This is a genomic window from Mucilaginibacter litoreus (assembly GCF_042676805.1).
GTDB classification, from domain to species: domain Bacteria; phylum Bacteroidota; class Bacteroidia; order Sphingobacteriales; family Sphingobacteriaceae; genus Mucilaginibacter; species Mucilaginibacter litoreus.
In genome coordinates, this window is the sequence record NZ_JBHTHZ010000001.1 from 461,480 (window position 1) to 473,553 (window position 12,074).

Consider the following 12,074-nt stretch of genomic DNA (forward strand, 5'->3'; position numbering starts at 1 on the left):
CATGAAGGTACTGGTTATCCGTTTCAGCTCGATGGGTGATATAATTTATACTACACCCGTGGTACGCTGCCTTAAAAAGCAACTGCCCGATGCCGAAATACACTTTATAACCAAGCCCGCCTTTAAATATATATATGATAATAACCCCTATGTAGATAAGCTGCTGTTGTTAAAGCCAATATTGAATGAAACCATAGCCGAAATTAAATCTGAGCGATACGATTACCTCATCGACCTGCATAACAACCTTCGTACGGCTATCATCAAGATAAGGACAGGCATCAGATCATCTACCTACAGCAAACAGACTATCAGAAAATGGCTTAGTTTAAAGTTGCGTAAAAACCTTGTACCGCCATTGCACCTGGTGGACCGTTACATGAAAGCTGTACAGTTTTTAGGGGTAACAAATGACGGCCAACCTATTGATTATTATATCAAAGAAAACCACCAGCTGGCCAGTTTGCTGCCAGCATCGCACCAAAGTGGATATGTGGCGTTTGTAATAGGCGCAACGCACTTTACCAAGCGGATGCCTAATAAAAAAATCAGCAGCATTTGCGGTGATATTAATTTACCTATAGTATTACTGGGCGGCAACGATGTGACAGCAAACGGAGATGAAATTGCAGCGGCTGCAGGTGAAAAAGTATATAACTCATGCGGCAAAACCACTTTGGATGAATCGGTTTTTTTAGTTTCGCAGGCTAAAAGTGTTATAGGCTTTGATACCGGCCTTACCCATATTGCCGAAGCCTTTAAAAAGCCAATTGTATCTATCTGGGGCGGCACCATACCTGATCTGCTTGGTGTTCAACCCTATATGGTAAAAGAGTCATTGGTTTCGGGGATAGATCTGTATTGCCGCCCATGTTCTAAATTCGGGTTGGAAAAGTGCCCGCTCGGGCATTTTAAATGTATGTGGGATATGCCCGAGGCGCCTATTACAGATTTTGTAAACAGGTAGCTAATCTTCCGAAAAACTCTTTACCTTCGCCGCTCAAGCTAAATCAAAGCACAATGAAAAAAATTTTACTCTCAATTTGCTGCGCATTCGCAGTATCTGCAACTTTTGCACAAACCCCAACAGTGGGAATTAAAGGTGGTTTAAACCTTGCTTCGTTAACCAGTTCTTCTAACACCTCGTCCAGTAGCATTACTACCGGAACACTTACCTCTTTTTCTGCAGGTATTTTTGTTGACTTTAAAGCCGGGAGCAATTGGTCTGTACAGCCTGCATTACTTTACACGGGTAAGGGCGCTAAAGAGTCTGGCGAATTTGACGAAACCAATATCACTATTAAGGCAAAAATCAACTATCTGCAACTTCCATTAAACTTTGTTTACAATGTTAATTCAGTAGCAGGTACGTTTTACATCGGCGCCGGTCCGTATCTTGGATATGGTTTATCAGCAAAACTTGAAGGTAACAGCAATGGACAAAGTGAATCTGATGATATTGGATTTGGTGATGGCGAAGACCAATACAAAAGAATTGATGCTGGCGCTACAGCTCTTATTGGCTATAAATTTAAGCAAGGTGTATTATTGAATCTTAATTACGATTTGGGTTTAACAGATATATCAAACCAATCATCATCATCAACAAAAACGCGTGTCTTTGGCATTTCGGTAGGCTATGCTTTTTAATGCTAAGTTTTTTTAACAACTAAAGCGGGGCATTTGCTCCGCTTTTTTTATTTTTATAAACCATGAAAAAGCTGCTACTGATACGCCATGCCAAAGCCACCCACGAAAGCGGCTTCATAGATTTTGAGCGCCCACTGACAGATAAAGGTTTCCACCAGGCGGAGTTGATGGTTTCCAGATTAAATGCTGATCATATTAAACCGCAGATATTAATAGCAAGCCCTGCATTGCGAACACTCTCAACCGCAAACGTCTTTAGCCAGGCATTGGGCTTACCACAGGCTATCACCAACAGTAACATATATGATGCAAGCGAAAGCATGCTGTTAAAGGTGATTTATAACCTGCCTGATGAGCATGATTTTATTGCTTTGGTTGGGCACAACCCCGGTATAAGCCAGGTACTTTATTACCTGAGTAATGAAATTAAAGATGTGCCTACCTGTGCGATAGCACTAATAGAATTTGAAGTACAAAGCTGGATGGAACTATATGAGGGCGCCGGTAAACTTAGTTATTACAATACGCCAAAAATTAATTGATAGCATAGGTTTTCCCCGGTAGGGAGCGGATAAATCCCTGTAATTCCATATCAAGGAGTGTCATGGCTAACTGGCTTACAGGCATATCCGCCCTGAGAGAAAGATCATCTATTGCGAGCGGAGCTTTATTTAACTGAATTATTTCAAATACTTTACGCTCCTCTTCAGACAGATCTATAGGCAGTGTCAACTGATCGGGCATGCCTTTAGCTTCTGAATTCCTTTCCCACCCCAGGCTATAAGGCAGATCGGCGGTACAGGTTAATAATCCAGCCTTGTTATTGCGGATGAGGAAGTTACAGCCTTCAGAATATTCATCTCCCAGCCTTCCGGGGAAAGCAAACACATCGCGGTTATAACTATTGGCTATCTCGGCCGTTATCAAAGCACCACCTTTTATACTTGCCTCAACAACTATTGTGGCATCTGCCATGCCCGCTACAATGCGGTTGCGCTGCGGAAAATTATCTTTAGTAGGCACCGTTTCTGATGGGTACTCGGTAAGCAAACCACCATTTTGCTGCATCTTTTCGGCCAGCGAGCGGTTACCTGCCGGGTACATCCTGTCAAAGCCATGGCCCAATACGCCAACGGTAGGAATGTTTAACCGCAGGCTTTCCCTGTGCGCTGCCGTGTCTACACCTAAAGCCAGGCCGCTAACTACGAGTACATTATATTCCTGCAACTCTTCAATCAACTGCCTGCATAGGTTTCGGCCATAGTCGGTAGCATTACGGGTGCCAACAACGCTGATAACGCGCTGATTATTAAGATTGGCATTACCTTTTGAGTATAAAAGAAGGGGTGAGTCGTGGCAGCTTTTTAGCTTGCGCGGATAACGCGCATCCGTATAATATATAACATCTATGTTATTGCGCTCAATAAAATCCAGCTCACGTTCCGCCCGTTTCAGCGCTTCATCAAAATCAGTACTTACTAACGTTTTTGCCCCTACCCCTCTGGCTTTGGTCAGCGCATCTTTTGAAAGTTTAAATACCTGCTCGGCGCTCCCAAACTGGCTAATCATTGATTTTGCCAGCACAGGACCAATTTTTTTGAGAAAAGTTAAAGCTATTTGATGGTGTAACGACATAAGATTTAAGCGAGCACCAATATAACGCTTTAGCCTAAAATTATTAGCAAAAAATAAAACTACAAAAATAGTTTGCAAACTATAAAAATAGTTTTACCTTAGCCTAACTATAAAAATAGTTTGCAATGAAACACAAGGAACTCACCAAAGCCGAGGAACAGATTATGCAGATACTATGGCAGTTAAACGAAGCTATAGTAAAAGACATATTGGAGCAAATGCCCGACCCCAAACCAGCATACAATACCGTATCAACCGTAGTGCGGGTATTAGAAGGCAAAGGGTTTATTGATCATAAAGCCTATGGCAATTCACATGTGTATTTCCCGCTTATCAGCGAAGCTGAATATAAAAAGTATACCATTGATAAGCTGATGACCAACTACTTTGATAACTCTTATAAAAGCCTGGTATCCTTTATTGCCGATGAAAAAAAGCTTGGTGTTAAGGAGCTGGACGAATTAAGTGAACTGATTGAAAAACTTAAATCGCAAAAAAAATGAGCTGGCTACATTACCTTATAGAAGCGAATATATACCTGGGGGTATTTTATTTATGCTACCGCTTGCTGCTTGATAACAATACCCACTATACACTTGGCCGGGTGTATCTGATCTCAGCATGCATTTTGGCTTTTATAATTCCGCTTACACAGGTAAGTGCCTTAAAATCAGCACCTGCTCAAAGTATACAAACGGTTTCTGTGCGTACCTCTTATGTACCATTCACAAACATAGAGCAGCATACCGCTAAAACTGCACCATCTATTCAAATAACCCTTAATGATATATTGGCATACATTTATGCCGCCGGTGTATTAGTTGCATTTATTGTTTTCGTTATCAGGCTATGGCGTTTATATAATTTAACAAAAGCCGGTAAATCACAAGAAACCTCAGAATACCAACTTGTTAAGCTGACTGAAAGCCATACGGCCTTTTCATTTTTTAATTACCTGTATATAGGTACAGATCTGCAACAGCCCCATACCATTATAGCCCATGAAATGGTACATATCCGCCAAAAACACTCTGTAGACATCCTGTTTCTGGAGATTTTGAAAGTGGTCAACTGGTTCAGTCCTATAGTATATATGTTTCAGCAAAGCCTGAAAACGGTGCATGAATATATAGCCGACGAGCAAACCGCGGCCCTTGAAAATGACACGCTGGCTTATTCATCTTTCCTGCTTAGCAGCGCTTATGGACTGCCAGGTGCCTCCGTTACTCATTCATTTTTTAATAACAATCTTTTAAAAAGGAGAATAATCATGTTAAATCAAAAACGGTCGGGTAAGTTAGCAAGGCTAAAATACCTGGCAGCAGTACCACTTTGTGTGGGGATGCTTGGCGCATCAACACTGGTGTTTAGTAAGGATTACGGGCTAATAGATCTGTCTCCACGAAAGGCAATGCCTGTAGCTGCAAAAGCAGACAGCGCAAAATATACCCTTAAATTAACAGATATTGCCGCTAACATTTCTGGAATATCAGATAAGGTGGTTGTAGACAAAGAGGACGGTTTTAAGAGAGAGTACACTGTAGCAACACTAACCAAAGAGCAACAAACAGAAGCCAAGCAACATGGTTACCTAATAGAAATTGTACCGCGCGAATCACTCAAAGCCGATACTACGTTTGCTACGAAGCCACCTGCCATTATAAAAAACGGTAATATCATACAGGAAAGGGGCTATTTAATAGATGATAAAACCGAGTATTTTACTGTAACAGTTACAGATAACAATGGCAACGAAAAAACCTATAACAGTACAGATGCTACCGATGCCGAGCGCAAAATGCTGGCGGAAAAATACGGATACAAGTTTTTTAATTACGACATGAAAGGGTATCTGAAAAAGGTAAACGCCCCTGCATCCGTACAGCAAAAACAACGTAACCTTCCGCCTCCACCACCGCCGCCGACTGTAGTTAAGTCGCCTTTTGAAACGTTCGTAGACTACCTTTCTGCTACTGTAAAATATCCTGCGGAAGCTGTTAAAAGTAAACGAAGCGGAGGTACATTATTAAATTTCCATGTAGATGAAGGAGGGAATGTAACCAACGCGAATGTAATGGGCAAAGCCGGGCTTGGTTTGAATGAAGCCTTATTGCAATCGGTAAAAAGCTTTAAAGGCAAAATAAAATCCCCGGCAGGCGATTATAAACTGGGTATTAATTTCATGATGCTTGGAGATAATAATGTAAAGTTTCCGCCTCCGGTTGCTACTAAAGATGAAAACTACATAGGCGTAATTAACATTGTGGGGATGACAGATGCTCAGCAAAAAGGTCTAAAGAATATCCCGCCGCCACCGCCACCGGTTGTTAAAAAAAATGCAGCAGTTGCGCCACCAACAGCAGCCCAGATAAGCAAAAGGCCGCCGCCACCACCACCATTTGATGCCGCTTATAAAGATCTTATTACTTACCTGAAAAAACATACCCGTTATCCCACTGTGGCTTTTCAAAACAAAGTTAACGGGCATGTATTGTTATCTCTTGATATAAATAAAGACCACAAAGTAACAGGTGTAAAAGTTGATAAAGGATTTGATCCTGCGTGCGATGCCGAAGCTGCACGGGCCTTAAGTACTTACAGCCAAACTATTAATAAGGCACCCGGTACCTATAAACTGGCAGTTACTTTTATGCTGACCAACAGTGATGAATCACAGTATTATGCGCCAAAGCCATTAACTAATGATGTTATCAATCAAAAAAACTTTATAGGACAGGCAACGCTTATTTTCTCTACTAACTAAACCACACGCTATGCTTTTACATAGATAACCTGCTTGGTTTCAAAGAAATCCTCATCAAAATAATCCTTGAGGTAGAATTGCTGCACGGCTAAACCCGCGTCGGCAATTTCTTGCGTTAAGTCCCCTCCTTTTAAATAGAGTATCCCGTTAGCCAGTTTATTTTTTGATTGCTTATTGAATTTTCCCTTTACCCATGGGTAAAAATCTTTAAGCTGGGTTACCGCGCGCGACACCACAAAGTCGAATTTCTCCCTGATATCCTCGGCCCTTGAGTGTGATGCACGCAGGTTTTGAAGCCCTAAGGCCTGTGCGACTTCAGTTACTACCTTTACTTTTTTTCCTATGCTATCAACCAGGTGAAACTGTGTTTGCGGAAACATAATAGCCAATGGTATGCCGGGAAAGCCCCCGCCTGTACCTACATCAAGTACTGTTTCGCCGGGTAAAAAAGGCATTACTTTGGCTATGCCCAACGAGTGCAGCACGTGGCGCTCATACAACAGATCAATATCCTTACGCGATATCACATTGATCTGGTTGTTCCAAAAAGTATAAAGTTCCTGCAGGCGGCCAAATTGCTCCTGCTGCTGCGCAGTAATATCAGGAAAGTATTTCAACAGGATATCAGATGTCATCCTTTTTATAACGGTTTATGATGTTACCCAATAAATACCTGCCCCTAAATAGCTGAGCTTTGACCGTCCCCAAAGGTAAATCAAGCTGTTGGGCAATTTCTTCATATGACAGTTCATCGAAGTAACGTAAAATAATCAGGTTACGGTAACGCGGGGGCAAACTTTCTATTAGTAATTTTAATTCGGTAGTTTGTTGCTTTTTGATGGATGACTCTTCAGGGTTCAGCGAATCTGCCTTTATTTGCAGCGGTTTTTCATCACCCTCATCATCCAGCATTCCGTGTATAGATTGTGTATTTAATTTCTTTTTGCGGATAAAATCAATACAGTTATTGGTAGCCACCCTGAATAACCATGTACTAAAAGCAAATTCAGGTTGATATTTATCTAATTTTTCAAATGCTTTGGCAAAGGTTTCCACAGTCAGATCCATAGCATCCTCTTTATTATTTACCATCTTAAGCACCATAAAATAAATGGAATCCTTGTAACGGTGCATCAGGTCGGCATAAGCTCTTTGGTTGCCCTCCCTTGCTTTCACAACAAGATGAAAATCGTTTTTAGCGTTCTCTGTAAAGTTCTTATTTACTTCCATCGCGTTGTTTTAATAAAGGTACCAATCAATCCAAACACATTTAAATATATGTAATATACTATATCTAAAAAGGGTAACCACCATATCAGATCGCCGCACTGCAATTTGTTAAATATCTTTCGATAGATAAAAAACTGCAATATCGCCCTGAATATTAGAACACCCGCTGCAAATAATGGTTCAAAATTTAAAATAATGAACAAAATAAACAGAACATAAAACAGAAAACCGCTTACGGCATCCAGGCTAAGCATGCGCCGATGCTGGTTTTTATACAATTTCCCAACGCCCATGTGCCTCTTCTTTTGCCGGAACCAACCGCCTAATGTAGTTTTCGCGTCACTGTAAGTAAATGTATCCGGGTGTATCTCTATAGCCGTATTTGTTGCGTTTGCGTTTTGGTTGACAAACAGATCATCATCCCCGCTCATAACATGCATGTGCGAAGCGAAGCCTTTTGCCCCAAAAAACAGGCTTCTGGTGTAGGCCAGATTGCGTCCTATGCCCATATAAGCGTCACCTATAAGTGCTGCAGATAAGTAGTTAATAGCCGTTTTAAGCGTTTCAAAACGTATAAAAGGGCTCAGAAAATTAGTGGTTTTAGTATAGGGCGAGTACCCTAATACAATTTGTGTTGATGCATTGAAGTTAGCGGCCATACGGGTTACCCAATGCAGGGTAGCCGGTTTGCAATCGGCATCGGTAAATAAAAAATGGTTGTTTTTTGCTGCTTTTATACCCAGGGTAAGCGCAAATTTTTTGCCGGTTTTATACCGCTCGTGCTCGGTAACTGTTACAATTTTAAGGTGTGGAAATTCGCTTTGAATATCCATCAATATCACATCAGATCCGTCGGTAGAACAATCGTTTACCACCACTACCTCATAATCCGGGTATTTTTGCTGCAATATATAAGGCAGGTTTTGCCTTAAGTTATCAGCCTCGTTACGTGCACTTATAATAACTGAAACCGGCAGGTTAGTCTCCGGCAGCTCGGTACGAGGGTTATAACTTGCAAGCCTGCTGTGGTTAGCTAACAGATAATACAGTTGAACGATAAAACAAAGCTGAAATAAAATGAATAATGCCTCTTGAATATAAGCTTCCAAACCCTATATAATAAACAGCAAATTTGTTAAAAATCGCCGAGAAAACCGACTATTCTTTTAAGCTGATTATTAGCTGTATAATTCTGCATACCTATCAATCGCAACAATCTAACAATGCAGCAATTAAGCAACGGGCAATACAAACGGTTTTCGTAATTTTGCCAGAATAAATGAAATTCACTTTACAAGCACAAGATCCTCTTTCTAAAGCCCGGGCGGGCGAGTTGGTTACCGACCATGGTGTAATACAAACGCCTATTTTTATGCCTGTGGGCACAGCAGGTACGGTAAAAGCTGTACATCAGCGTGAGCTTAAAGATGATATTAAGGCGCAGATCATATTAGGCAATACCTACCATCTATATTTAAGGCCAGGTTTAAGCACGCTGGAACAAGCAGGCGGCCTGCATAAATTTAACGGCTGGGATGGCCCTATACTTACCGATAGCGGCGGTTACCAGGTGTATTCGCTTACCGAGGTACGCAAGATAAAGGAAGAAGGGGTAACATTCCGCTCTCATGTGGACGGCTCAAAACACCTTTTTACTCCCGAAAACGTGATGGATATTCAGCGCATCATAGGCGCGGATATCATTATGGCTTTTGATGAATGCACCCCCTATCCATGCGAGTATAACTATGCTAAACGCTCGATAGAGATGACCCATCGCTGGCTTAAACGCTGCTGCGACAGGTTTGATAATACCGAGCCGAAATATGGTTACAGCCAAACACTTTTTCCTATAGTTCAGGGGTCGGTTTACAAGGATCTGCGGGTGCGTTCCGCGGAAGTTATCGCCTCTTTTGAACGCGAAGGGAACGCCATTGGAGGCCTTTCTGTAGGTGAACCGGCAGAAGAAATGTATGCTATGACGGAGGTGGTTTGCGATATATTACCACAGCATAAACCCCGGTATTTAATGGGCGTAGGTACTCCTGTCAACATACTTGAAAACATTGCGCTGGGCATTGATATGTTTGATTGCGTTATGCCTACGCGTAACGCGCGCAACGGTATGCTTTTTACTAAAGATGGCATCATCAATATCAAGAACGAAAAGTGGAAAAACGACTTTTCGCCGATTGAAGCAGACAGTGATCTGTTTGCCGATAAGGTTTATACCAAAGCTTACCTGCGCCATTTGATACATAGCGGCGAAATGCTTGGCGCACAGATAGCCACCCTGCATAACCTGCACTTTTATTTGTGGCTGGTAACCCAGGCACGCAATAAAATCATCGCCGGAGAGTTTTACGACTGGAAGAACAAAATGGTGAACCGCTTAGGTACAAGACTATAAATGAAGGCTTTTTTTCGTAAATATCTCACTGTTATCGATAGGTACATCATGGGGAAATACCTGGGCACATTCGTGTTTACGCTCGGGATATTCCTGGTGATCTCCGTTATATTTGATGTATCTGAACATTTGGATAACTTTTTAAATAAAAAGTCATCTTTAAATGATATCATATTTAAGTATTACGCTGGTTTTATACCCTTTTATCTGATGCTTTTATCGCCGCTTATCAACTTCTTAGCGGTGATATTTTTTACGGCTAAAATGGCCAATCAAACAGAAATTGTTCCCATTTTAACAAGCAGGGCCAGCTTTTATCGTTTTTTGCGTCCTTACACGCTATCTGCAGCATTAATATTCGTGGTATCGCTTTTATTGAATTTGTACGTTATTCCGTATACAAACAAGCTAAAAGTTGACTTTGAAAGCGCCAATTTCTTTGCAAACGATGATCCATCCAAGAGTGAGGTACATATTCAATTGGATAAACACACCTATGTTTACCTTCAATCGTACGACCCTGATATGAAGACGGGATACCAGTTTATGATGGAAAAATTTGATGGCGATGTGCTTAAAGAAAAACTTACAGCCACCAGTATCAAGTATGATTCGGTTAAAAACCACTGGATAATTAACAACCCATATATTAGGTATGTAGATGGTTTAAAAGAAACTATCAGAAAGAATATACCATCTATAGATACGGTTTTGGATATGCGCCCGATAGACTTTGAAGCCCATGATAATGTGGTAAGCAATATTTACGGGGCCATGTCTTTAGCCACTTTAAACCAGGGTATCGAGAAGGAAAAAATACGCAGTACAGGCGCCGTTATAGATATGCAATTTGAAAAATATCGCCGCTTTGTAGAGCCTTTATCATCATTTGTACTGACTTGTATAGGCGTTGCCATAGCATCCAGAAAGGTACGCGGAGGGGTTGGATTACCCCTGGGCATCGGTATTTTTATATGTTTTACGTACATCGTGGTCAATAAATTTGCCTTTGTTTTTTCGATAAAAGGCGGCTTTAGCCCTATTATTTCAGTCTTTATCCCTAACGTTTTGTTCGGCATTCTGGGGTATGTCCTTATTGTTAAAGCACCAAAATAATGCTTCAAAACACCAACAATTCCGGCTTAAATAAGAACCTTTTACTACTGCATTTCACAGTTTTTATATGGGGTTTTACCGGAATTTTAGGTCAGCTGATATCAATTTCTGCCGTAAATTTGGTTTGGTACCGTGTGCTTATTGCGAGTGTTTCGCTGTTTTTATACTTTAAATTCAGCAAAAAAGCGTTTAAGATAAGCCCTAAAACGATGCTGAATTTCGCCCTTACCGGCGCGTTAGTAGGCGGGCACTGGATACTTTTTTTCGCTTCCATCAAGCTTTCAACTGTGCCGGTAACGCTGGTTTGCCTCTCATCCATCACACTTTTTACAGCGGTTTTTGAGCCGCTTATCAACAAAAAACGCATCTCTAAACTGGAGATCATCAGCGGTATTTTTATCATTATCGGCATATTTCTAATATTCAAATTTGAAACACAATACACTAAGGGCATCATAGCCGGGTTGGCAAGCGCTGTACTGGCAAGCCTTTTTGCTATCATAAACGGGCGCCATGTTAAAATATATGAAGCACCTGTTATAGCGTTTTATGAGTTATCAGGAGCGTTTATATGGATAACAATTTACCTTTTTATAACTGCAGGAAGCACTGGTTTTATTGTGCCTAAACCAACTGATATTGGTTACTTGGTGCTGCTTGGAACCGTTTGTACATCGCTTGCCTATGTAGCCGGCGTATCAGTTATGCGCGAACTTTCGGCTTTCAGGGTAGCACTTATAACCAACCTGGAGCCAGTTTATGGCATCATCATGTCTTTCCTTTTTTTCACAAATACCAGTACCATGACTACTGGTTTTTGGATAGGCGCCGCAATTATTTTATCTACTATTTTCCTGTTTCCTGTCGCCCAAAAACAAGTGGCCAGGCGCCGGAGCATCTAACCTTTTTCTTAAACTTTTCACTGCAATTTACGCCCTAACTAATGCAGGGTAGGGGAAAAGCGCGCTTAAATTTAAAGCCCTTTTTAGCCCATTTAAGACACTTTAATTTTTTGAGGCATTATTCCCGTTCCTTAGCAATTCGTTTAAACAGAGGCAAAATCAACTTTTAGATTAGTGTAATAAGTTCCAATTAACCCAAATCGGGCTGAATAAACTACATTATATCTTATTTCATCTTTAACAACTGTATTCTAAATTAATATTATCAACATAAATAAATAATAATCAATTATTTATTGAGATCAACTATTTTGATACATCAATTAAATAACTTATTATAACATCCCAATTACTAATATTTTTAGCA

At 40.9% G+C, this 12,074-nt stretch carries 12 protein-coding genes; 8 read left to right on the plus strand and 4 right to left on the minus strand.

Annotated elements, in window-relative coordinates; translation table 11 throughout:
* The first annotated feature begins 1 nt into the window (after position 1).
* The 3 genes from ACFQZX_RS02185 to ACFQZX_RS02195 all read left to right on the plus strand — a co-directional run bounded on the left by ACFQZX_RS02185 (position 2) and on the right by ACFQZX_RS02195 (position 2,192).
* Positions 2 to 967: a glycosyltransferase family 9 protein gene (locus ACFQZX_RS02185; RefSeq protein ID WP_377110985.1), complete on the plus strand. Its 966-nt coding sequence runs from the start codon at positions 2 to 4 to the stop codon at positions 965 to 967.
* A gap of 53 nt (positions 968 to 1,020) precedes the next feature.
* Complete coding sequence (locus ACFQZX_RS02190; protein ID WP_377110986.1) at positions 1,021 to 1,650, plus strand: porin family protein; 630 nt, start codon at positions 1,021 to 1,023, stop codon at positions 1,648 to 1,650.
* A 62-nt stretch (positions 1,651 to 1,712) separates the two neighbouring features.
* Positions 1,713 to 2,192: a SixA phosphatase family protein gene (locus ACFQZX_RS02195; protein ID WP_377110987.1), complete on the plus strand. Its 480-nt coding sequence runs from the start codon at positions 1,713 to 1,715 to the stop codon at positions 2,190 to 2,192.
* On the opposite strand, the gene dprA is transcribed toward ACFQZX_RS02195, so the two are convergent.
* Positions 2,185 to 3,285, minus strand: coding sequence for a DNA-processing protein DprA (gene dprA, locus ACFQZX_RS02200; RefSeq protein ID WP_377110988.1), 1,101 nt, complete (start codon positions 3,283 to 3,285; stop codon positions 2,185 to 2,187). The two genes, ACFQZX_RS02195 and dprA, sit on opposite strands and share 8 nt — an antisense overlap.
* A 125-nt stretch (positions 3,286 to 3,410) precedes the next feature.
* On the opposite strand from dprA, the gene ACFQZX_RS02205 reads away from it, so the two are divergent.
* Together ACFQZX_RS02205 and ACFQZX_RS02210 are read left to right on the plus strand one after the other, a co-directional pair.
* Positions 3,411 to 3,788 (plus strand): BlaI/MecI/CopY family transcriptional regulator, encoded by a 378-nt coding sequence (locus ACFQZX_RS02205; RefSeq protein ID WP_377110989.1) that lies wholly within the window; start codon positions 3,411 to 3,413, stop codon positions 3,786 to 3,788.
* Positions 3,785 to 6,049: a M56 family metallopeptidase gene (locus ACFQZX_RS02210; protein ID WP_377110990.1), complete on the plus strand. Its 2,265-nt coding sequence runs from the start codon at positions 3,785 to 3,787 to the stop codon at positions 6,047 to 6,049. Before ACFQZX_RS02205 ends, ACFQZX_RS02210 begins: the two co-directional genes overlap by 4 nt.
* Positions 6,050 to 6,057: 8 nt before the next feature.
* Here the strand turns inward: ACFQZX_RS02210 and rsmG are convergent, their stop codons facing one another.
* Genes rsmG through ACFQZX_RS02225 form a run of 3 tightly spaced genes read right to left on the minus strand, consistent with a single transcriptional unit; the run spans position 6,058 to position 8,388 of the window.
* Positions 6,058 to 6,684, minus strand: coding sequence for a 16S rRNA (guanine(527)-N(7))-methyltransferase RsmG (gene rsmG, locus ACFQZX_RS02215; protein ID WP_377110991.1), 627 nt, complete (start codon positions 6,682 to 6,684; stop codon positions 6,058 to 6,060).
* Positions 6,674 to 7,279 (minus strand): RNA polymerase sigma factor, encoded by a 606-nt coding sequence (locus ACFQZX_RS02220; protein WP_377110992.1) that lies wholly within the window; start codon positions 7,277 to 7,279, stop codon positions 6,674 to 6,676. The genes rsmG and ACFQZX_RS02220 overlap by 11 nt, the downstream gene beginning before the upstream one ends.
* Positions 7,270 to 8,388 carry a glycosyltransferase gene (locus ACFQZX_RS02225; protein WP_377110993.1) on the minus strand — a complete coding sequence of 373 codons (1,119 nt, stop codon included), beginning with the start codon at positions 8,386 to 8,388 and terminating at the stop codon, positions 7,270 to 7,272. The genes ACFQZX_RS02220 and ACFQZX_RS02225 overlap by 10 nt, the downstream gene beginning before the upstream one ends.
* 170 nt (positions 8,389 to 8,558) lie before the next feature.
* Here ACFQZX_RS02225 and tgt point away from each other — a divergent pair, with 170 nt between their 5' ends.
* Genes tgt through ACFQZX_RS02240 form a run of 3 tightly spaced genes read left to right on the plus strand, consistent with a single transcriptional unit; the run spans position 8,559 to position 11,707 of the window.
* Positions 8,559 to 9,689: a tRNA guanosine(34) transglycosylase Tgt gene (gene tgt / locus ACFQZX_RS02230; RefSeq protein ID WP_377110994.1), complete on the plus strand. Its 1,131-nt coding sequence runs from the start codon at positions 8,559 to 8,561 to the stop codon at positions 9,687 to 9,689.
* On the plus strand, positions 9,690 to 10,805 hold the full coding sequence (locus tag ACFQZX_RS02235; RefSeq protein WP_377110995.1) for an LptF/LptG family permease: 1,116 nt from the start codon (positions 9,690 to 9,692) through the stop codon (positions 10,803 to 10,805).
* Entirely contained in the window at positions 10,805 to 11,707 is a 903-nt protein-coding gene (locus tag ACFQZX_RS02240) for a DMT family transporter (protein ID WP_377110996.1), read from the plus strand. The genes ACFQZX_RS02235 and ACFQZX_RS02240 overlap by 1 nt, the downstream gene beginning before the upstream one ends.
* The last annotated feature ends 367 nt before the right edge of the window (positions 11,708 to 12,074 follow it).

Bases quoted from the DNA above. Each gene is read 5' to 3' on its own strand.
- ACFQZX_RS02235 (WP_377110995.1), top strand. From the start codon at position 9,690: ATGAAGGCTTTTTTTCGTAAATATCTCACTGTTATCGATAGGTACATC.
- tgt (WP_377110994.1), top strand. From the start codon at position 8,559: ATGAAATTCACTTTACAAGCACAAGATCCTCTTTCTAAAGCCCGGGCG.
- ACFQZX_RS02185 (WP_377110985.1), top strand. From the start codon at position 2: ATGAAGGTACTGGTTATCCGTTTCAGCTCGATGGGTGATATAATTTAT.
- ACFQZX_RS02195 (WP_377110987.1), top strand. From the start codon at position 1,713: ATGAAAAAGCTGCTACTGATACGCCATGCCAAAGCCACCCACGAAAGC.
- ACFQZX_RS02190 (WP_377110986.1), top strand. From the start codon at position 1,021: ATGAAAAAAATTTTACTCTCAATTTGCTGCGCATTCGCAGTATCTGCA.
- dprA (WP_377110988.1), bottom strand. From the start codon at position 3,285: ATGTCGTTACACCATCAAATAGCTTTAACTTTTCTCAAAAAAATTGGT.
- ACFQZX_RS02205 (WP_377110989.1), top strand. From the start codon at position 3,411: ATGAAACACAAGGAACTCACCAAAGCCGAGGAACAGATTATGCAGATA.
- ACFQZX_RS02210 (WP_377110990.1), top strand. From the start codon at position 3,785: ATGAGCTGGCTACATTACCTTATAGAAGCGAATATATACCTGGGGGTA.
- ACFQZX_RS02220 (WP_377110992.1), bottom strand. From the start codon at position 7,279: ATGGAAGTAAATAAGAACTTTACAGAGAACGCTAAAAACGATTTTCAT.
- rsmG (WP_377110991.1), bottom strand. From the start codon at position 6,684: ATGACATCTGATATCCTGTTGAAATACTTTCCTGATATTACTGCGCAG.
- ACFQZX_RS02240 (WP_377110996.1), top strand. From the start codon at position 10,805: ATGCTTCAAAACACCAACAATTCCGGCTTAAATAAGAACCTTTTACTA.